Here is an 18,822-nt window from a genome sequence, read left to right as displayed (position 1 = left end):
GGCCTACCGCGCGTCGTAGCTGGCGTAGCGCGGCGTGCGATTGTGACAGGCGATCAGGCCCCACAGCCGGTCGCCGCGCATGATCGAGATCGACATGGTGCCGCGCATCCCGATATTGCGCATGTATTCCAGGTGAATCGGCGACACGCTGCGCAACACCGCAAAGCTCAGGTCGATCGGCTTGCCGGTGCGCGGATTGAGGTCGGGAAGCAGCGGGATCGGGCGATAGTCGACGTCCGGGATCATGCGCAGCGGATTGAGCGTGTAGAGCTTGCGCGCCTGAACCGGAATATCCGAAGGCGGAAAGTGCAGCCCGAGAAACGACTCGGTGCCCTCGGCGCGATCCTCGGCGATCACCTGTCCGCTGTAATCCGCGGCGAAACGGTAGATCTTGACGCGGTCGAAGCCGGTGATTTGCCGCACTTCGCGCGCCGCGGCGACGCAGGCGCTCTCCAAGCTGTGCGCCGCCTGCAATCGCTTGATCGCGCCGCTGGTCCGCCCAAAGAAGGCGTGGGAATCGATGACGTCGCGCTCCGGAGTCTCGAGCTCGAGGAATACCAGGTCGTCGTGACGATGGACCGAACCATTTAACTCGGCCCGAGTCCCCTCGGCAAAACGCAGCGCGACCGGCGATCCGGCGATCATTCCCGGCTCAGACAGCACATTCCGCAGACGCACCAGATGTTCGGCGTCGAACATCTCGGTCAACGCGCCGCCGAGGAGGGCGTCTGGTTGCAACGGCGCGAAATTGGGAAGATTGGCGCTGATACTGACCGTGCGCAGATCGTCTTCCGTAAAAGCGATCAGCAGGCCGTGCGGCTGGATGGCGCCGGGAATATGGATCGGCTCACGGTCGCAATTCGTAAGGTCGACCGTATTCTCGGTCGGCGCGTGATTCATCGCAATCTCACGGTTGAAGGGAGCCGGCTCGTTTGATCGCGAACCAGTCGATCGAAGCCGATTTGAAATCGCTCAGACGTTCTCATGACGCAGCGCGGATGGCAACAGCTCTGCAACACGAGAGCGGCGCGAGTCGGGCGAGGATGCTTGCCAAAGGCTGCCATCCAACCTGGCGCCTAGCAGCAAGAAACGCTGCCCCCGGACTGGCCGGCCCAGCTGACGTCGAGAGCGCTCAAGAAGTCGATCCCCCGAGCGCGCGTGACGAACGGCCCGGGGGATCAGGGGTCACCGTTCCCTGGCGGAGGTGTTCACGGTGATGGTAATGACAAGATGGCCGCGGGTCAGTTACCAGACGTTGCAGCAGCGCCAGCAACACACGGCGCTGGCCCTCGTCCGTGGTTTGGTCCAAAGCCCGTCGATAGAGCTTAAGGTTTTCATTACGGATGAAATCTTGCACTTGACAGCTCCATCCTGAAACGAAACTGCGCAGGATTCTCGGAATTGTCCGGCGGCGAACGACCGCCGTCTGATCATGATAGACCAGTTGTGAACGATTGCAGCTCCGGAACGTCCCTGTCCGACGCCCGGTGAAATACTAATTTTGTCAGTGTAAGCCTTACAGATTTCCAAGGGATCGGCCGCACAGTCGACCGCCGCAACGGTCGCCTTTGCACCTTTCGGCTCAAGCGGGGAGCGGCGGTTCTCAACAGACGCCACCACGACGAAGCCGCGGCCGGCCTCGCCGGCCCGCGCCGCCTTGAGGTGGCGTTCAGCGCGGCCCCTGGCGAGACGGTGATCGATCGGTCGATGCGCACGCCGCTTCGTCGCGAGGAACGCGCGGCGTTGCTGTTTGTTCACCTGTCATCATCATCAGCTTCTCGGGTTCTTCATGGTGGCTCGGCGACGTCACGTCAGCAGGTTCGGTGAGCCGATCGATGGCGCCGGGCTGTGCGGTGTCGGGCCGCGGAACCGGCCGGCCTGGGCGGTGGCGCGGGATCGTCGTGTGTCGCCGCAGCGGACCATCGATGATCACGCGAAACAAACCAGGAGCGGCCAGTGAATTCACACCAGATCAGGCGGCTCGCAGCGGACTACGGCATCGCCGCCGAGTTCGTCGATGCGCGCGGCAACACAGTGATCGTCGACGACGACGTGCTGCGCAAATTGCTGGCCAGCATGGGCGTGCTGCGTCCCGATCGCGGGCGGGGCGTGGTCACGCCGCGTTCCGCGATGTTTCCGCCCGCGATCGTGGTCCGCGCCGAGAAGGGCCGAATCGCCATCGATCTCGGCGACCAGGTTCCGCAAGGCCCGGTCGCCTGGCAAGTGACGTTCGAGAGCGGCAAGCGCCGTCGCGGCGAGACCGAACCGACCCGTGCGCTCGACGTTTCCGCGCGCCAGCTGATCCTGTCCGACATCCCCTACGGCTATCACGAGTTGCTGCTGCAAGCGCACAACGCGCGGACCACGCTGATCGTGACGCCGGGGCGCTGCTGGTTGCCTGAGAACGTCGCGCGCGGCGGTCGCTCGTTCGGCATTTCGCTGCAACTCTATCTGCTGCGCTCGGCGCGCAATTGGGGGATCGGCGACTTCGGCGACTTGGCGCAATTTGCCAAGCTGTCGGCGAAGCACGGCTGCGACGTGCTCGGCCTCAATCCGCTGCATCAGATGTTTCCGGACAAGCCGGAGCACGCCAGTCCCTATTCACCGGCGAGCCGCCATTTTCTCAACGTATTGTACATCGACGTGGTCGCGATCCCGGAATTCCGGCATTCGGAACGGGCCCGCCAATTGCTGGAGCAGCCGGCGTTCAGCGACCGCCTCACGCGCTGCCGCGCCACCTCGCAAATCGACTACAGCCTGGCCAACGCGCTCAAGCTGCAAGCGTTGTGGCTGGCCTATGAGGATTTCCGCTCCGCGGCCAGTCAGGCGCGGAACAGCGCGTTCCAAAGCTTCGTCGAACAGGCCGGCGAAGCCCTGCGCAACAGCTCGTTGTTTCAGGCGCTGCGCGATCATTTCACCTCGACGATCTGCTCGACGAGCACGATCCGGTGAACGTGCCGGCGACATCCACCGAGCACCCGAACTGGCGTCGGCGCTACGCGCAATCGCTCGAGAGCCTCACGGACGATCATCCGGCGTGGCGGCTGCTCGAGATTTTGGCGGCCGAACGGCGGGGCAACGAAACCAAAAGCGGAAAACGAGCCTCGTGACCGCTCCGACCGGCCCAGCGGCGGGCCGATCGACAAATCCCGCCGATGCGGCGAAGATATTTTTCCGGCGTGCGCTGTCGACAAGCGGGCCAGATGCGGCGACGATGGCGGCGCATTCAGGTTGCCAGAGGGTATTCCATGACGATTCATCAACGCAGCATCTCGCCCCCGATCGATCCGGTGAAACTCGACCGATTGGCCGAGCTCGCCATCAAGGTCGGGCTGCGGCTGCAGGCCGGGCAGGACCTGCTGGTGACGGCCCCGACCGCGGCGCTGCCGTTGGTGCGGTTGGTCGCCGATCACGCCTATCGGGCGGGGGCGGGCTTGGTGATCCCGATGCTGTCGGACGAGGCCATCACGCTGTCGCGGTATCGGTTCGCGCCGGATGCGAGCTTCGACCGCGCGGCCGGCTGGCTCTATGAGGGAATGGCGAAAGCCTTCGGCGCCAACACCGCGCGGCTCGCCATCGTCGGCGAGGATCCGATGCTGCTGTCGGAGCAGGATCCGGCGCGGGTGTCGCGGGCCAGCAAAGCCAATTCGATCGCCTACAAGCCGGCGCTGGAGAAAATCGTCGGCTTCGACGTCAACTGGAATATCCTGGCCTATCCGAGCGCGGCCTGGGCCAAGCTGGTGTTTGCCGAGGACGCCGAGGACGTCGCCATCGGCAAGCTCGCCGCGGCGATCTTCGCGGCCTCCCGCGTCGACAATGACGACCCGGTCGCGGCGTGGACCGCGCACAATGCCGAATTGCGGGCGCGCACCGCCTGGCTCAACGGCCAGCGCTTTGCCGGCTTGCACTATTTGGGGCCGGGCACCGACCTGACGATCGGCCTCGCCGACGGCCACGAATGGCAAGGCGGCGAATCCACCGCGAAGAACGGCGTCACCTGCAATGCCAACATCCCGACCGAAGAAGTCTTCACCACGCCGCATGCGCACCGGGTGGAGGGGCGGGTCGTCAGTTCCAAGCCGCTGTCCTATCAGGGCTCGCTGATCGAAGACATCGCCGTTGAATTCAAGGACGGCCGGATCGTCGCGGCCAAGGCCAGCCGCGGCGAGGAGGTGCTCAACAAGGTGCTCGACACCGACGGGGGCGCAAGGCGGCTCGGCGAAGTGGCCTTGGTGCCGCACTCCTCGCCGATCTCGCACAGCGGCTTGTTGTTCTTCAACACGCTGTTCGACGAGAATGCCGCCAGCCACATCGCGCTCGGCCAATGCTATTCGAAGTGCTTTCTGCAGGGCGACCGTCTGACCCCGGAGCAGATCGCGCAGCAGGGCGGCAACACCAGCCTGATCCATATCGACTGGATGATCGGGTCCGCCCACACCGACGTCGACGGCATTCGCAGCGATGGCAGCCGCGTTGCGGTGTTTCGCCAGGGCGAGTGGGCCTGACGTCCTTTACCGGCGCGCCGCCGCGGCGCCCCGTGACCGGCTCGCATCTGCTCCAGAGCGAGACGACGTTTGCGCTGTGGCCAGCGGACGCCAAACGCGGCCGCTCTGGGGCACCGGTTCTGAGTTCGAACGTCGCGCTTGTGTGGTTTTCGGCAAATTCTGCAACTACAGATAGAATTGAATGGTGGATACAAGGCTGGCGCGGGGCGCCGCTCCTCCTCAGGTACGCCTCTACTGCTAAAGAGTGCTGGCACCTGCACCCCGTTCTCTGGCACGCCATTGCTGCTCGAACAGAAGGGCGCGTCCAAGCCGCCGTCGGCGACGCCGCTGCTCCTGAACGACTCGACGCCACTGTCGTCTCGGCTTGGCATCCCAACTTATCGAAATAACCGGGGTAAATCTGATGTCGAACTATCGATCCTTTTCGGGAATGCCGTTGCTGATCAACACCACCGGCCCCTACAAGTCCTTTTCCGGGACCCCGCTGTTGACCAAGCCGACAGCGGAATACAACTCCTATTCCGGGTCGCTGATCCTGCTGCCGACCCGCGGGCCGCATTACTCGTTCTCCGGCACGCCGCTTCTGATCAACACCAAGGGCCCGTACCGGTCGTTGTCGGGAACGCCGCTGCTGCTGCAGCAGAAGGGCGCCTATCAGTCGTTCTCCGGAATGCCGCTGTTGATCAACACCAAGGGCCCGTACAAGTCGATGTCGGGCGCGCCGCTGTTGCTGCAGGAGAAGAAGGGCTACCGCTCGTTCTCCGGCGTGCCGCTGCTGATCAAGAATCCGCGGACGTTGTCGTCCCTGCTGGGAATTCCGACGCTGCTGAACTGACGCCCCCAGAATCAAAGAGGCCGGCAAAGCCGGTAAGCCGCTTTCTCGACCTTCCAAGACCATCACACGCCGCAGGCGGTCACCGAATCTCGGTGCCGGCTGCGGCGTTTCGGTTTTCGGTGAGCTTTGGCTAGAGCATTTTCGGTTAGGATTGATGCGGTTCAAGAGTCCCGGGCCGTCATTCCGGGGCACGAGCAGCGTCAGCTGCCCCAGCGCGGCGTTTTCCCGAGTGGCGCGGTCGCAAAAAATCGGCGACAAATGCCGCCGAGGGACGGCGGCAGGGCCTTGCCGCCAAGATCCGCCAAGATCCGCCAAGATCCGGCAAGCGACCGGCCAAGGAGCGCGATGGGACCGATCAACCTCTTATGGCTGCAGGCCGCCGGCTGCGGCGGCTGCACCATGGCGATCCTCGAGCAGGGCCGCGCCGGCTGGTTCGCCGAGCTCGCCTCGTTCGACATCAACCTGCTGTGGCATCCGTCGGTCAGCGAGGCCACTGCCGACGACGTGATCGATCTGCTCGCCGCCGTGTCGGCCGCGCGCACGCCGTTGTCGGTGCTGGTGGTCGAGGGCGCGGTGCTGCGCGGACCGAACGGCAGCGGCCGCTTCAACATGCTGGGCGGCACCGGCCGCTCGATGGCGTCCTGGATTTCCGAATTGGCGCCGCGCGCCGACTACGTGGTCGCAGTGGGAAGCTGTTCGGCCTACGGCGGCGTGCCGGCGGCCGGGCACAATCCGACCGATGCCTCCGGCTTGCAGTTTCTCGGCACCGAACCGGGCGGCGTGCTCGGCGCGGCGTTCCGTTCCAAGGCGGGCCTGCCGGTGATCAACATCGCCGGCTGCGCGCCGCATCCCGGCTGGATCGCCGAGACGCTGGCCGCGCTGGCTTTGGGCGAATTCTCCGCCGCGGCGCTGGATAGTTTCGCACGGCCAAAATTCTTCGCCGAGCATCTGGCGCATCACGGCTGCGCCCGCAACGAGTTCTACGAATTCAAGGCCAGCGCCGAGGCGATGTCGCAGCGCGGCTGTCTGATGGAGCATCTCGGCTGCAAGGCGACGCAGGCGGTCGGCGATTGCAACCAGCGCTCCTGGAACGGCGGCGGCTCCTGCACCCAGGCCGGCTATCCCTGCATCGCCTGCACCTCGCCGGGCTTCGAAGCCGCGCACAACTACATGACCACCGCGAAGGTCGCGGGCATTCCCGTCGGCTTGCCGCTCGATATGCCAAAAGCCTGGTTCGTGGCGCTGGCGGCACTGTCGAAATCGGCGACGCCGAAGCGGGTGCGCGCCAACGCCACCGCCGATCACGTCGTGGTGCCGCCGACGCCGTCCGGACATCGGCGCAAGTGATGCGGCGGATCACGGTCGGCCCGTTCAACCGCGTCGAGGGCGATCTCGAAGTGCGGCTCGATATCGACGACGGCGTGGTGGTGTCGGCCGAAGTCACCGCGCCGCTCTATCGCGGCTTCGAGCAGATTCTCGAAGGCCGGCCTTCGCTCGATGCGTTGACGCTGGCGCCGCGGATCTGCGGCATCTGCTCGGTGTCGCAGTCGATGGCGGCGGTGGCGGCGCTGCGTGCGGTTGACGGCTTGCACCCGGCGCCGAACGGCCTACACGCCGCCAATATCGCCCACGCCGCGGAGAACGCCGCCGATCACCTGACGCATTTCTACGTGTTCTTCATGCCGGATTTTGCCCGCGACAGCTACGCGGCGTGGCCCTGGCACCCCGCGGTCGCCGAACGCTTCACCGCCACGCGAGGCACCGCCGCGCGAGAGGTGCTGCCGGCGCGGGCGAGGCTGTTGGAGATCATGGGACTGATCGCCGGCAAATGGCCGCACAGTCTGGCGTTTCAACCCGGCGGCACGACCCGCGCGATCGGGCTCGGAGAACGGGTGCGGCTGTTGTCGATCATCGCCGACTTCCGCGGCTTTCTGGAATCCATCGTGTTCGGCGACGATCTCGAGGCGGTGCTGGCGCTGCGCAGCGCCGCGGCGCTGGAGAGTTGGCGCGATGGCCGCATTGGTGACTTCGCAAGATTTCTCGCCATCGCCGACGACCTCGCACTCGACAAGCTCGGCCGTGGCGCGACGTCGTTGATGAGCTTCGGCGCCTATCAAGGCCTGGAGGCGCCGTTGTTCGCCGCTGGCCTCTATGATCCCGCGACGTCGACGCCGCGCGTGCTCGACATCGACGCCATCACCGAGGATGTCTCGCACGCCTGGATGCGCGACACCGCGGCCGAGCCGGCTCTGGCGCAGACGCTGCCCGACGCCGATCGCCCGGGCGGCTATAGCTGGTGCAAGGCGCCTAGGCTCGACAGCCGGCCGATCGAGGTCGGCGCGCTGGCGCGGCAGGCGGTCGACGGCGATGCCCTGATCCGCGATCTGGTGCGGCGCCATGGCCCTAACGTGAGAACCCGCGTCATCGCCCGGCTGCTGGAAACCGCGCGGTTGGCGTTGGCGATGGATCGCTGGGCGCGGCAGATCGCGCTCGACGCGCCGTTTCTCGATGCCGCCGCGCGGGTGGGCGAGGGCGCCGGCATTGGTCTTGTGGAGGCCGCACGAGGCAGCCTCGGCCATTGGATCGAACTCTCGGGCGACCGCATCCGCCGCTATCAGATCATCGCGCCGACCACCTGGAATTTTTCGCCGCGCGATGCCGACGGCGTCGCCGGGCCGCTGGAGCAGGCGCTGGTCGGCACCCCGGTCGGCGCCGAGGGCGCGGCCTCGGTCGCGGTGCAGCACGTGGTGCGGTCGTTCGATCCCTGCATGGTGTGCACCGCACATTAGGATGCGGACCCATTGGCGCGTGAGCCAGCTTCTTCAACCGTTCTTTTACATGGGCGGTTCACAATATTGGGCATTTGCGGGGCGATGAGGCCCGGCGAGCAATATGGGGCGCGGGTCGTGAAACGCTTATTGGCCTGGGTGATCGTGCTCGCCGGCGGGTATCTGATTTTCTTCAGCGGATCGGCGACAAAGAAAATCGGCAGCAAGAAAGTCACGATCGAAATAGCAACTCCGCAGGGCACGGTACGTGGTTCATCCGTCTTTGAGCTGACCCACTCCAACGCACCCTGGTGGTATCCGTCCGCCGTCAGAGGTGCCTTTGGAATAAAGGGCGAGGCTCCTTATGCGGACCTCGGGGATGGACGTTATGTCTTCATGCTTCTGCATGACCAATTTTGGCAGAAACGCATGGTGGCTTATCTGATCTCAGAGCGAGATCGGGACGCTTCGTCTTACGACAACACACCAATATTCGTCACCTTCGACAACATCGAGGATGTGAATTCCATTCGGGCCGTGGATCGAAACGCCCTGCATCTCGCCTTCGGCGCGGGCTATCGTCTGGCTGGCTTGACGGTGACGGAGACCAAGGAGCCCGCGACCCAGGGAACGCTCGCCAAGAAATTTCCTGCGCTCCATATGGCCATGATGCCGTCGCCCGCAGATCAAACGCCGCCGCCGTCCAAGCAGAAGCTGCCGTTCAAAGGAACAAGCGAGGAATGGTACGCCAGCCTGTCGCCCGAGGAAAAACGCCTGGCGCGATGGCACCCTTCGGCGAGCACCGCGGAAAAAAAGTCCGCCGGGCTGGAGCCGTTTCGGAAGGACCTGCGACGGATCGACTGGGGCGCCTTCGATGCCATTCCGAGGCGATAGCACCGCCGGAATCGACGCCTTGACGCCACGTCGGCCGAGAGCGCCATCATGCTGCAACGCGCAATGCGATCCGCCAGCGAGGCGGGGCCAATCTGGAAGCTCTCCCTGGTGAGGATCAATGGCTGGGTCAAGCCATTGTCGGGATGCGGTCACGCGGTTATCAGCAGCGTAACGCACTTGTCACCACCGTGACATCGGGCCGTCGTCGGCCGATTTAGGATGTTTCTAAAAACCTTCACCGTTTTCAACGACTTGCGCGCGCGTGCGGCATCCCGACGCGGTTGGCCTGGATCTTGCCATTCTAGCGGCAAACGCGCTGCGCACGGACGTATCGCGGATCAAGGAACGCCGAGGAGTCGCCATGGGCGCAGGGACAGAAACATTCTATGAGGTGATCCGCCGCCAAGGCATCACCCGGCGCAGCTTCGTCAAATTCTGCAGCCTGACCGCGACCAGCCTCGGGCTCGGCCCGATCGGCGCCACCGAGATCGCGCAGGCGCTGGAGACCAAGCCGCGGGTGCCGGTGATCTGGATGCACGGGCTGGAATGCACCTGCTGCTCGGAAAGCTTCATCCGCTCGGCGCATCCTTTGGTCAAAGACGCCGTGCTGTCGATGATCTCGCTGGATTACGACGACACCATCATGGCGGCGGCCGGCCATCAGGCCGAAGCGATCCTGCAGGAGACCCGCGAGAAATACAAAGGCCAGTACATCCTCGCGGTGGAAGGCAATCCGCCGCTCAACGAAGACGGCATGTTCTGCATCGACGGCGGCCGCCCGTTCGTCGAGAAGCTGAAGGAGATGGCCGAAGATTCCATGGCGGTGATCGCCTGGGGCGCCTGCGCCTCCTGGGGCTGCGTGCAGGCGGCGAAGCCCAATCCGACCCAGGCCACCCCGATCGACAAGGTGATCCGCAACAAGCCGATCATCAAGGTGCCGGGCTGTCCGCCGATCGCCGAGGTGATGACCGGCGTCGTCACCTACATCACCACTTTCGGCCGGCTGCCCGAGCTCGACCGCCAGGGCCGGCCGAAAATGTTCTACTCGCAGCGCATCCACGACAAATGCTATCGCCGGCCGCATTTCGACGCCGGCCAGTTCGTCGAAGAGTGGGACGACGACGCCGCGCGAAAAGGCTACTGCCTGTACAAGATGGGCTGCAAGGGCCCGACCACCTACAGCGCCTGTTCGACGGTGCGCTGGAACGGCGGCGTCTCGTTCCCGATCCAATCCGGCCACGGCTGCATCGGCTGCACCGAAGATAATTTCTGGGACAACGGCTCGTTCTACGACCGGCTGACCACCATCAAGCAGTTCGGCGTCGAGGCCAACGCCGACAAGATCGGCGCCACCGTAGCCGGCGTGGTCGGCACCGCGATCGCCGCGCACGCCGCGGTCACCACGGTGCGCAGCATGGCGAAACGTCGCAAGGAGAACGGCGGCAACGGCAACGGCAATAAACCCAACGACACATCGGCCGGCTGAGCGGGGAAGCGCAGAACATGACCAACATCACCACGCCGAATGGCTTCAAACTCGACAATGCCGGCCGCCGCGTCGTCGTCGATCCGGTGACCCGGATCGAGGGACATTTGCGCGTCGAGGTCAATGTCGACGCCAACAACGTGATCCGCAACGCGGTGTCGACCGGCACGATGTGGCGCGGCATCGAAGTGATTTTGCGCGGCCGCGATCCGCGCGACGCCTGGGCCTTCACCGAACGGATCTGCGGCGTCTGCACCGGCACCCACGCCTTGACCTCGGTGCGCGCGGTGGAAAACGCGCTCGACATCAAGATCCCGGAAAACGCCAACACCATCCGCAACATCATGCAGCTGACGCTGCAGGTGCACGACCACATCGTGCATTTCTATCATCTGCACGCGCTGGACTGGGTCGACATCGTCTCGGCACTGTCCGCCGATCCGAAGGCGACCTCGACGCTGGCGCAGAGCATTTCGAACTGGCCGCTGTCGAGTCCGGGCTACTTCAAGGATCTGCAGACCCGGCTGAAGAAGTTCGTCGAGTCGGGGCAGCTCGGGCCGTTCAAGAACGGCTATTGGGGCCATCCGGCCTACAAGTTGCCGCCGGAAGCCAATCTGATGGCGGTGGCGCATTATCTGGAGGCGCTCGACTTCCAGAAGGACATGGTGAAGATCCACACCGTCTATGGCGGCAAGAACCCGCATCCGAACTGGCTGGTCGGCGGCGTGCCCTGCGCGATCAATGTCGACGGCGTGGGCGCGGTCGGTGCCGTCAACATGGAGCGGCTCAACCTGGTGTCGTCGATCATCGACCAGATGGTGACCTTCACCGAGCAGGTCTATCTGCCGGACTTGCAGGCGATCGCCTCGTTCTACAAGGATTGGACCTTCGGCGGCGGGCTGTCGTCGACATCGGTGATGAGCTACGGCGACATTCCGGAATACGCCAACGACTATTCGGCGGCGTCGCTGAAAATGCCGCGCGGCGTGATCCTCAACGGCAATCTCAACGAGGTGCTACCGGTCGATCTCGCCGACCCCTCGCAGGTGCAGGAGTTCGTCACCCACTCTTGGTACAAATATCCCGACGAGACCAAGGGCCTGCATCCGTGGGACGGTGTCACCGTTCCGCATTATGAGCTGGGGCCGAAGTCGAAGGGCACCAAGACCCGGATCGAGGCGGTCGACGAGGAGGCGAAGTATTCCTGGATCAAGTCGCCGCGCTGGAAAGGCAACGCGGTCGAGGTCGGGCCGTTGGCGCGCTACATCGTCGGCTACGCGCAGAACAAGCCGGAGTTCAAGGAGCCGACCGAAAAGCTCCTCAAGGACCTCGGCCTGCCGGTGACCGCGCTGTTCTCCACGCTCGGCCGCACCGCGGCGCGCGCGCTGGAGGCGCAATGGGCGGCGCATCAGCTGCGCTACTTCCAGAACAAGCTGATGGCGTCGCTGAAGGCCGGCGACAGCGCCACCGCCAATGTCGAGAAGTGGAGCCCGGAGACCTGGCCGAAGGAGGTCAAGGGCGTCGGCTTCACCGAGGCGCCGCGCGGCGCGCTCGGCCACTGGATCAAGATCAAGGATGGCAAGATCGACAACTACCAGGCGGTGGTGCCGACCACCTGGAACGGCAGTCCGCGCGATCCCAAGGGCGGCATCGGCGCCTTCGAGGCGAGCTTGCTCGAAACCCCGATGGCCGATCCGAACCAGCCTTTGGAGATCCTGCGCACGCTGCATTCGTTCGACCCGTGTCTGGCCTGCTCAACTCATGTCTTGAGCGAGGACGGCCAGGAAATGAGCCGGGTGACGGTGCGCTGATCGCGCATGGGAGGAATCGATGCGGCAAGTTGCACCTGAGTGCTCGTCACGAGCACGGCCTTCACCTCTCCCCGCCTGCGGGGAGAGGGAAGTTCGCCGCTCCACTTCGATCAACATCGACACCACGCAGCAGCAGACGTTTCATCGAGCCGCTAAGCCCAAGGCTGACGCGGCGGCTTCAAGGAGATAACGATGACGCAGATCGAGCGGGTTCATGGCGCCCTCGACGCCCGCGGCGAACGCGCCAAGTCGTTGCAGACCGTCTATGTCTACGAAGCGCCGGTCCGGCTCTGGCACTGGGTCAACGCGCTGTTGATCGTGACCTTGTGCATCACCGGCTATCTGATCGGCTCGCCGCTGCCGTCGGTGTCCGGCGAGGCCTCGGCGAGCTTCCAGATGGGCTATATCCGCTTCGTGCATTTCGCCGCCGGGCAGTCGCTGATCGTGTTCTTCCTGCTGCGGCTATATTGGGCATTCGTCGGCAACCGCAATTCGCGGCAGATCTTCTATCTGCCGCTGCACAACCGCACCTGGTGGTGGGGCATCTTCTATGAGTTGAAATGGTACTTCTTCATGGTCAAGGACCCGAAGAAGTATATCGGCCACAACCCCTTGGCGCATGTGGCGATGTTCTCCTTCATGGTGTTCCTGCTGTTCATGATGGCGAGCGGCATGGCGCTGTATTCCGAAGGCCAGGGCATCGACAGCTGGCAATACAAGCTGTTCGGCTTCATGTTCGCGATCTTCCCGAACAGCCAGGATCTGCACACCTGGCATCACCTCGGGATGTGGGCGATCGTGGTGTTCGTCGTCGTGCATATCTACGCCGCGGTGCGCGAGGATATCCTCAGCCGCCAGAGCATGATCTCGTCGATGATCTCCGGCGAGCGGCTGTTCCGCGACGACATCGACGACTTTCCGCGATGAGTGCGATGATCAGCAACGATAGCAACGGGACGCGACCGCTCCGCGCGCTGGTGCTCGGCATCGGCAACATCCTGTGGGCCGACGAGGGGTTTGGCGTGCGCGCGGTGGAGGAATTCCACCAGCGCCACGTCTGCCCCGAGAGCGTCACGGTGATGGACGGTGGCACCCAAGGGCTCTACCTCGTGCAATACGTCAACGAGGCCGACCGGCTGATCGTGTTCGACGCGGTCGATTACGGAATGGAGCCCGGTACGTTGAAACTGGTGCGCGACGACGAGGTGCCGAAATTCACCGGCATCAAGAAGATGAGCCTGCACCAGACCGGCTTTCAGGAGGTGCTGAGCGCCGCCGATCTGCTCGGCCATGTGCCGGCCGAGATGCTCTTGATCGGCTGCCAGCCGCAGGATCTGGAGAATTGGGGCGGCCCCTTGACCGCGCCGGTGCGCGGCCAGATCGATGCTGCGGTCGACGCCGCGGTGGCGGCGCTGGCCGACTGGGGCGTTCACGTATCGCCGCGCCAAACGCCGCTCGCGCCCGGCGACCGGTTGCTCGAGGGCGCGATCGATTTCGAAAATTACGAGCGCTGCCCGACCGCGCGGGCGCTGCTCGCCGCGCGTGACGCGTGATTGAGCCCGGGAGCTAAGCCAGATGTGCGTAGGCGTGCCGATGACGGTGGTGACCAGCGACAACGGCACCGCGCTGTGCGAGCGGCGCGGCGAGCAGCGCCGGGTCTCGACGCTGCTGATCGGCGAGGTCGCGGTAGGCGACCGGGTGCTGGTGTTCATCGACAACGCCATGCGACTGCTCGAGCCCGACGAGGCCCGGCTGATCGACGACGCGTTGGACGGCCTCGCCGCGGCGATGCAGGGCCGCGATTTCGAGCATCTGTTCGCCGACCTGATCGACCGCGAACCGCAATTGCCCGCGTTCCTGCGCAACGACGTCGTCCCGCCGCACGGTTGAAGCCGCCACAGCGGCCCATGCGACTTTTGTCGTGGCGCGAGCCCTGCAATTTAACTATCCAGTGCCGCAAAATCATGTTTCCATTCACGGCGCGGGTCTGGCGCGGAATGGTCAGAACGTGTCCGATATCGGCCACGTTCCTTCCATCGGCGGATGCCGAGCGGTTGGCACGTAGCTTGCTGAACCGATCAAGCTTGTCCGACGAATGGCGAGCTACGAACACAACAGGGTGGGGGGGGGGAGATGAGCACATCGCTCGCTGCAGAAGACGTGCGCCTGGACGGCGTGCCGACGGTCGACGCCGCGACGCTCGACGATCTGTTCGCCTCCGCTCCCGATGCAATCTTGTTGCTGTTCTTTCGCGGCGATCCTTCGCGTCCTGAAGTCAGCGACATCGCGGTGGTGCTGCCGCAACTGAGCAAAGCTTTTGCCGGCCGGCTGACGCCCGCGGTGGTCGCGGCATCCGCCGAGGCGGCGCTGATGCAGCGCTTCGGCGTTCGCGCGGCGCCGAGCCTGGCGCTGCTGCGTGCCGAGCGCACGCTCGGCGTGATCGCCAAGATCCAGGACTGGTTGGTCTATATCGCGCGCATCGAAGCCATGCTCAAGGCCGACGGTCATTCCGCGCAGCAGGGAGCGACGTCATGAGGGTGGGATATTGCAGCGCGGATGACAGCGACGACGTCGCGATGACGCTCGTGCCGGTCGGCCACGACGAAGGCGGCAGCGCCCGGCGCGGCTTGACCCGCGCCGGCGCGGTGGCGGCGCTGTCGACCCAAAGCGGCGCCGAATTGACGCGACAATGTCCGCTTCTGTTGGCGCTATTGCCGCGGCTCGCCGCGGCTTTGGCCGCGCAACGCGCCGAGGCACCGACGCAGATCTTTGCGCTCGATGAGTTGTCGGAGGCCGAGCGCGACCTGTTGGTCGACGTACTCGGCGAGGGCGAGGTCGGCGGAATCGTCGCGCTGCCGGATCGCCGCATCGCCCAGATCCAGGAATCCGTGCTCGCCGGGCTGTGGCTGATCCGCATCGAGGGCGACGCCGCGCAGCCGCGCGTCGAATATGTCGAGGTCGGCGCGATCCCCGAATTGGTGCGCCGCGCCGCGCAGGACTTCACTTTGAGCGACGTCGTGCTCGGCGCAGCGCCCGCCGACGCGATGAACGTGATGCCGGTATTGGCCGAGATCCGCGAGCGCAAGGCCGCGCATCGCGCAGGGATGCCCTCGCACGTCATCAACTTCACGCTCTTGCCGATGAACGCCGTCGACATGGCGCATCTGCAGGCGACGCTCGGCAACGGCCCGATCCAGCTGCATTCGCGCGGCTACGGCTCGTGCCGGGTGCTGGCCACCGCCACCCGCGACGTCTGGTCGGTGCAGTTCCTCAACGCCATGGACACCATGATCCTCGACACGTTGGAGATCGGCGACGTGCCGGCAGCGGCCTGCGCCGCCGACGAGGATTTTTCCGACTCTGCCGAACGGCTCGGCGAGATCATCGAGGCGTATTTCGAATGAGCGGCTTCGAGAATTTCGGCAAACGCGAGACCGACGCGGCGACGCGGATGGAATGCGGCATCTGCTGGACGGTGTACGACCCTGCGGAAGGCGATCCGCATCGCGGTGCCGAGCCGGGCACGCCGTTCTCTCAGCTGCCGGAGGATTGGAGCTGTCCGAATTGCGACGCCCCGGCCGGCAAATTCATGAGGCTCGACGATGCCGACTGACGTCGATCGCGAGCAGGCTGAGGCTGCGAAGGCTGCGGCGATCGGCGCGGCGCTGGCGGCGTTGTATCGCGCCGCCGATCGCGGTATGCGCGAGCTGCCGATCCACAACGCCAAGCTCGACGTCGCCGCGGTCGGCTTCCGCGCCCACGAGGGCCGCGCGCTCGGCGTGGTGTTGACGCCGTGGTTCATGAATCTGGTGCTGGCGCCGCTCGACGCGACGGCGCCCAGCGATGCCCCGCCCGGCGCGACGCTGTCGCGCAGCCTGCCGGCGGGGACGTTCGATTTCACCGTCGGCGCGTTGGATGGTTTTGGCATCATCGAGAGTTGCTCGCTGTTCTCGCCGATGTTCGAGTTCGCCGATCAGGACAGCGCGCTGGCCGCGGCCGAGGCGGCGCTCAAAGCGGTGCTCGATCCGGAGTTCGACGTCGCGCCCGCCGCGACCGAAGCTGCGCCGCCGCCACCGCCCCCTGCCGCGATCGACCGCCGCAATTTTTTGCGCGGCGCGTTGTCCAGCGGGGCGCGGCCATGACCGGCGCGGCGGCAGCGGACGGCATCGAAGTGACGCTGCAGCTCGCCGCCGGCCGTGTCGCCGAGGTTGCGATCACCACGCGGCCGCCATCCGGCATCGACCGCTACGCCAAGGGCCGGCCCGCCGACGAGGTCGCCAAGGCGCTGCCGCGGATATTTGGGCTCTGCGCCATGGCGCAGGGCGCCGCAGTGATTGCTGCGACCGCCGCCGCGCGCGGCACCGCACTTGCTCCCGATCAGTTGGCAGCGTGCGCGAGTGCGGTCGCCGCCGAACGCGTGCTGGAATTGCTGCGCGGCACGGTGACGATGCTGGCAGGACCCGATCTCGGCGGCACCGCACCGGCGTTGCGCGCGCTCGGTGCTGCCGCACACAGCTTCGACGCCGCGGCGCTGCCCGATCGCGCGGCGAGTGACGCCGCGATCGACGCGATCGAGCAGAACCTCGTGGCGCTCGGCCTTTCCGCGCATTGCTTCGATGGCGCCGACAAATGTCAACGCTGGGCTGCATCCGATGCGCCGCTGCCGCGGCTATTGCAGCCGTTGCTCGCCGGCGATGCCAGTTCCGGCGCCCTCGTGCTCGATGCACTGAGCGCCGCCGACGATGCGGTGATCGCAGACAGACTGGGGCAGGGCGGCGCCGCGTTTGCCGCCCGTCCGCATCTCGACGGCCGGGTGCCGGAGACCGGCGCGTTGGCGCGGACCCGCTCGCATCCGCTATTGTCCTGCCGCGACGCCACGCTTGCCGCGCGCCTGTTGGCGCGGTTGATCGAAGCGCGGCAGACCCCCGCATTGCTCCGCGGCCTCGCCGCCGGCGTCGCCGATCCCGCCGAACTGATCGCCGCCATGCCGCTGGCGCCCGGCATCGGCTTTGCCGCGGTGGAATGCGCCCGCGGCCGGTTGCATCATTGGATCGCGCTTAGCGCCGATGGCCGCATCGCCAGGCTGGAAATTCTGGCGCCGACCGAATGGAATTTTCATCCCCAAGGGCCGCTCGCCCGTGCGCTGCACGGCGCTGCGGCCCGCACCGACGCCGAACGCCGCAGCATCGAACAATTGATAGCGGCGTTCGATCCCTGCGTTGGCCTGGCGGTGCATTATGCGGAGTTGACCGATGCATGAGATGGCGCTGTGCGAGGGTATGCTCGACATCATCCAGCGCGAGGCCGAACGCCAGCAATTCAGCCGGGTGCGCACGGTGTGGGTGGAGATCGGCGCGCTCAGCCATGTCGAGCCCGAAGCGATGCGGTTCTGCTTCTCGGCGGTGACCCACGGCAGCATCGCCGCCGACGCCCGCTTTGAGGTCGTGGAAGTGCCCGGCGAAGCCTGGTGCATGAATTGCGAAAAGACCGTGCCGGTGAAGCGGCGCTACGATCCATGTCCGCATTGCGGCGGGCATCAATTGCAGGTCACCGCGGGCGACGACCTGCGCGTCAAGGAATTGGAGGTCGATTGATGTGTACGGTGTGCGGATGCGACGGCAAGTCCGATCACGATCATGCTCATGACGGCCACGATCATGAGCACGTCCACGGCGACGCTCATCATCATCACCATCATCATCACCACGAGGGCGATGACCATGATCACGTCCACGCGCATGATCACAGCCATGATCACGACCACGCGCCGGCCGCGGCACCGGCCACGCTGGATTTCGGCGGCGGCATCGCCGGCGTGCATGTCGCCGGGCTGTCGCAGTCGCGCATCGTGCAGATCGAGCGCGACATCCTCGGCAAGAACAACGCTCATGCCGCCGACAATCGCGCGCGCTTCGCCGCCGCCGGCACGCTGGCTTTGAATTTCGTGTCCAGTCCGGGCTCCGGCAAGACTTCGCTGCTGGTCCGCGCCATCACCGATCTCAAGGACAAATTCCCGATGGCGGTGATCGAGGGCGATCAGCAGACCGCCAACGACGCCGAGCGTATTCGCGCCACAGGCGTCCCGGCGATCCAGATCAACACCGGCAAGGGCTGCCACCTCGACGCCCATATGGTCGGCCACGCGCTCGGGCAATTGCCGCCGTTGTCGCAGGGCGTATTGTTCATCGAGAATGTCGGAAATCTGGTCTGCCCGGCGGCGTTCGATCTCGGCGAAGCCCACAAGGTGGTGGTGCTGTCGGTCACCGAGGGCGAAGACAAGCCGCTGAAGTATCCCGACATGTTCGCGGCTAGCGACCTGATGCTGATCAACAAGGTCGATCTGTTGCCGCATCTCGATTTCGATCTGGCGAGCTGCATCGAATACGCCCGCAGGATCAATCCGAAGATCGCGGTGCTGACGCTCTCGGCGCGCTCCGGCGAAGGATTTTCGGCGTTCTACGCCTGGATCGAAAAGCGGCTGGCCGAAGCGCGTAGCGCCGCCAAGGCCGCGGAGTAGTTGGAG

The 18,822-nt window shown here is 65.3% G+C and carries 21 protein-coding genes; 19 read left to right on the top strand and 2 right to left on the bottom strand.

Features of this window, described 5'->3' with window-relative positions; all coding sequences use genetic code 11:
• Nucleotides 1–3: 3 nt before the first annotated feature.
• Both RPC_RS26900 and RPC_RS26335 read right to left on the bottom strand, forming a co-directional pair.
• Entirely contained in the window at nucleotides 4–900 is an 897-nt protein-coding gene (locus RPC_RS26900) for a GAF domain-containing protein (protein ID WP_415914745.1), read from the bottom strand.
• 769 nt (nucleotides 901–1,669) lie between these two features.
• Nucleotides 1,670–1,966 (bottom strand): hypothetical protein, encoded by a 297-nt coding sequence (locus RPC_RS26335; protein WP_157043255.1) that lies wholly within the window; start codon nucleotides 1,964–1,966, stop codon nucleotides 1,670–1,672.
• On the opposite strand from RPC_RS26335, the gene RPC_RS18925 reads away from it, so the two are divergent.
• The 19 genes from RPC_RS18925 to hypB all read left to right on the top strand — a co-directional run bounded on the left by RPC_RS18925 (nucleotide 1,957) and on the right by hypB (nucleotide 18,816).
• Nucleotides 1,957–2,952 carry a 4-alpha-glucanotransferase gene (locus tag RPC_RS18925; RefSeq protein WP_011474195.1) on the top strand — a complete coding sequence of 332 codons (996 nt, stop codon included), beginning with the start codon at nucleotides 1,957–1,959 and terminating at the stop codon, nucleotides 2,950–2,952. The two genes, RPC_RS26335 and RPC_RS18925, sit on opposite strands and share 10 nt — an antisense overlap.
• Nucleotides 2,949–3,110, top strand: a complete 162-nt coding sequence (locus tag RPC_RS26330) for a hypothetical protein (RefSeq protein WP_157043254.1) — start codon at nucleotides 2,949–2,951, stop codon at nucleotides 3,108–3,110. Before RPC_RS18925 ends, RPC_RS26330 begins: the two co-directional genes overlap by 4 nt.
• A 138-nt stretch (nucleotides 3,111–3,248) precedes the next feature.
• Nucleotides 3,249–4,505, top strand: a complete 1,257-nt coding sequence (locus RPC_RS18920) for an aminopeptidase (RefSeq protein ID WP_011474194.1) — start codon at nucleotides 3,249–3,251, stop codon at nucleotides 4,503–4,505.
• Between the two features lie 430 nt (nucleotides 4,506–4,935).
• The gene (locus RPC_RS18915; RefSeq protein ID WP_415914744.1) at nucleotides 4,936–5,340 is read left to right on the top strand and encodes a hypothetical protein; all 405 of its coding nucleotides are present in this window, start codon (nucleotides 4,936–4,938) and stop codon (nucleotides 5,338–5,340) included.
• A gap of 345 nt (nucleotides 5,341–5,685) precedes the next feature.
• Entirely contained in the window at nucleotides 5,686–6,687 is a 1,002-nt protein-coding gene (locus RPC_RS18910) for an NADH ubiquinone dehydrogenase (protein WP_011474192.1), read from the top strand.
• Nucleotides 6,687–8,129 carry a nickel-dependent hydrogenase large subunit gene (locus RPC_RS18905; protein WP_011474191.1) on the top strand — a complete coding sequence of 481 codons (1,443 nt, stop codon included), beginning with the start codon at nucleotides 6,687–6,689 and terminating at the stop codon, nucleotides 8,127–8,129. Before RPC_RS18910 ends, RPC_RS18905 begins: the two co-directional genes overlap by 1 nt.
• Before the next feature lie 117 nt (nucleotides 8,130–8,246).
• Nucleotides 8,247–9,002: a hypothetical protein gene (locus tag RPC_RS18900; RefSeq protein WP_157043253.1), complete on the top strand. Its 756-nt coding sequence runs from the start codon at nucleotides 8,247–8,249 to the stop codon at nucleotides 9,000–9,002.
• Nucleotides 9,003–9,363: 361 nt separating this feature from the next.
• Nucleotides 9,364–10,488: a hydrogenase small subunit gene (locus tag RPC_RS18895; protein ID WP_011474189.1), complete on the top strand. Its 1,125-nt coding sequence runs from the start codon at nucleotides 9,364–9,366 to the stop codon at nucleotides 10,486–10,488.
• Between the two features lie 17 nt (nucleotides 10,489–10,505).
• Nucleotides 10,506–12,299, top strand: coding sequence for a nickel-dependent hydrogenase large subunit (locus tag RPC_RS18890; RefSeq protein WP_011474188.1), 1,794 nt, complete (start codon nucleotides 10,506–10,508; stop codon nucleotides 12,297–12,299).
• Between the two features lie 192 nt (nucleotides 12,300–12,491).
• Nucleotides 12,492–13,226, top strand: coding sequence for a Ni/Fe-hydrogenase, b-type cytochrome subunit (gene cybH / locus RPC_RS18885; protein ID WP_011474187.1), 735 nt, complete (start codon nucleotides 12,492–12,494; stop codon nucleotides 13,224–13,226).
• The gene (locus RPC_RS18880; protein WP_011474186.1) at nucleotides 13,223–13,852 is read left to right on the top strand and encodes a HyaD/HybD family hydrogenase maturation endopeptidase; all 630 of its coding nucleotides are present in this window, start codon (nucleotides 13,223–13,225) and stop codon (nucleotides 13,850–13,852) included. Before cybH ends, RPC_RS18880 begins: the two co-directional genes overlap by 4 nt.
• Nucleotides 13,853–13,874: 22 nt before the next feature.
• Complete coding sequence (locus RPC_RS18875) at nucleotides 13,875–14,189, top strand: HypC/HybG/HupF family hydrogenase formation chaperone (RefSeq protein WP_011474185.1); 315 nt, start codon at nucleotides 13,875–13,877, stop codon at nucleotides 14,187–14,189.
• A gap of 243 nt (nucleotides 14,190–14,432) precedes the next feature.
• The gene (locus RPC_RS18870; protein WP_011474184.1) at nucleotides 14,433–14,834 is read left to right on the top strand and encodes a hydrogenase accessory protein; all 402 of its coding nucleotides are present in this window, start codon (nucleotides 14,433–14,435) and stop codon (nucleotides 14,832–14,834) included.
• Nucleotides 14,831–15,703: a hydrogenase expression/formation protein gene (locus RPC_RS18865; RefSeq protein ID WP_011474183.1), complete on the top strand. Its 873-nt coding sequence runs from the start codon at nucleotides 14,831–14,833 to the stop codon at nucleotides 15,701–15,703. Before RPC_RS18870 ends, RPC_RS18865 begins: the two co-directional genes overlap by 4 nt.
• Entirely contained in the window at nucleotides 15,700–15,912 is a 213-nt protein-coding gene (locus RPC_RS18860; protein ID WP_011474182.1) for a rubredoxin, read from the top strand. Before RPC_RS18865 ends, RPC_RS18860 begins: the two co-directional genes overlap by 4 nt.
• Nucleotides 15,902–16,441, top strand: a complete 540-nt coding sequence (gene hybE / locus RPC_RS18855) for a [NiFe]-hydrogenase assembly chaperone HybE (RefSeq protein ID WP_011474181.1) — start codon at nucleotides 15,902–15,904, stop codon at nucleotides 16,439–16,441. Before RPC_RS18860 ends, hybE begins: the two co-directional genes overlap by 11 nt.
• The gene (locus tag RPC_RS18850; protein ID WP_011474180.1) at nucleotides 16,438–17,559 is read left to right on the top strand and encodes a nickel-dependent hydrogenase large subunit; all 1,122 of its coding nucleotides are present in this window, start codon (nucleotides 16,438–16,440) and stop codon (nucleotides 17,557–17,559) included. The genes hybE and RPC_RS18850 overlap by 4 nt, the downstream gene beginning before the upstream one ends.
• Nucleotides 17,552–17,893: a hydrogenase maturation nickel metallochaperone HypA gene (hypA, locus tag RPC_RS18845; RefSeq protein WP_011474179.1), complete on the top strand. Its 342-nt coding sequence runs from the start codon at nucleotides 17,552–17,554 to the stop codon at nucleotides 17,891–17,893. Before RPC_RS18850 ends, hypA begins: the two co-directional genes overlap by 8 nt.
• Nucleotides 17,893–18,816 (top strand): hydrogenase nickel incorporation protein HypB, encoded by a 924-nt coding sequence (gene hypB, locus RPC_RS18840; protein WP_011474178.1) that lies wholly within the window; start codon nucleotides 17,893–17,895, stop codon nucleotides 18,814–18,816. Before hypA ends, hypB begins: the two co-directional genes overlap by 1 nt.
• Nucleotides 18,817–18,822: the final 6 nt, after the last annotated feature.

The organism is Rhodopseudomonas palustris BisB18, assembly GCF_000013745.1.
Lineage (GTDB): Bacteria > Pseudomonadota > Alphaproteobacteria > Rhizobiales > Xanthobacteraceae > Rhodopseudomonas_A > Rhodopseudomonas_A palustris_F.
The sequence above is the reverse complement of the archived record's forward strand: the minus strand, read 5'-3'. Positions and strand labels throughout refer to the sequence as shown.

What these genes read in the sequence shown, in the direction of transcription:
- hybE (WP_011474181.1), top strand. Translation starts at nt 15,902, where the DNA reads ATGCCGACTGACGTCGATCGCGAGCAGGCTGAGGCTGCGAAGGCTGCG.
- RPC_RS18870 (WP_011474184.1), top strand. Translation starts at nt 14,433, where the DNA reads ATGAGCACATCGCTCGCTGCAGAAGACGTGCGCCTGGACGGCGTGCCG.
- RPC_RS18915 (WP_415914744.1), top strand. Translation starts at nt 4,936, where the DNA reads ATGCCGTTGCTGATCAACACCACCGGCCCCTACAAGTCCTTTTCCGGG.
- RPC_RS18905 (WP_011474191.1), top strand. Translation starts at nt 6,687, where the DNA reads ATGCGGCGGATCACGGTCGGCCCGTTCAACCGCGTCGAGGGCGATCTC.
- RPC_RS18865 (WP_011474183.1), top strand. Translation starts at nt 14,831, where the DNA reads ATGAGGGTGGGATATTGCAGCGCGGATGACAGCGACGACGTCGCGATG.
- RPC_RS18920 (WP_011474194.1), top strand. Translation starts at nt 3,249, where the DNA reads ATGACGATTCATCAACGCAGCATCTCGCCCCCGATCGATCCGGTGAAA.
- hypA (WP_011474179.1), top strand. Translation starts at nt 17,552, where the DNA reads ATGCATGAGATGGCGCTGTGCGAGGGTATGCTCGACATCATCCAGCGC.
- RPC_RS18860 (WP_011474182.1), top strand. Translation starts at nt 15,700, where the DNA reads ATGAGCGGCTTCGAGAATTTCGGCAAACGCGAGACCGACGCGGCGACG.
- RPC_RS18880 (WP_011474186.1), top strand. Translation starts at nt 13,223, where the DNA reads ATGAGTGCGATGATCAGCAACGATAGCAACGGGACGCGACCGCTCCGC.
- RPC_RS26900 (WP_415914745.1), bottom strand. Translation starts at nt 900, where the DNA reads ATGAATCACGCGCCGACCGAGAATACGGTCGACCTTACGAATTGCGAC.
- RPC_RS18850 (WP_011474180.1), top strand. Translation starts at nt 16,438, where the DNA reads ATGACCGGCGCGGCGGCAGCGGACGGCATCGAAGTGACGCTGCAGCTC.
- RPC_RS18910 (WP_011474192.1), top strand. Translation starts at nt 5,686, where the DNA reads ATGGGACCGATCAACCTCTTATGGCTGCAGGCCGCCGGCTGCGGCGGC.
- RPC_RS18890 (WP_011474188.1), top strand. Translation starts at nt 10,506, where the DNA reads ATGACCAACATCACCACGCCGAATGGCTTCAAACTCGACAATGCCGGC.
- RPC_RS18895 (WP_011474189.1), top strand. Translation starts at nt 9,364, where the DNA reads ATGGGCGCAGGGACAGAAACATTCTATGAGGTGATCCGCCGCCAAGGC.
- RPC_RS18875 (WP_011474185.1), top strand. Translation starts at nt 13,875, where the DNA reads ATGTGCGTAGGCGTGCCGATGACGGTGGTGACCAGCGACAACGGCACC.
- hypB (WP_011474178.1), top strand. Translation starts at nt 17,893, where the DNA reads ATGTGTACGGTGTGCGGATGCGACGGCAAGTCCGATCACGATCATGCT.
- cybH (WP_011474187.1), top strand. Translation starts at nt 12,492, where the DNA reads ATGACGCAGATCGAGCGGGTTCATGGCGCCCTCGACGCCCGCGGCGAA.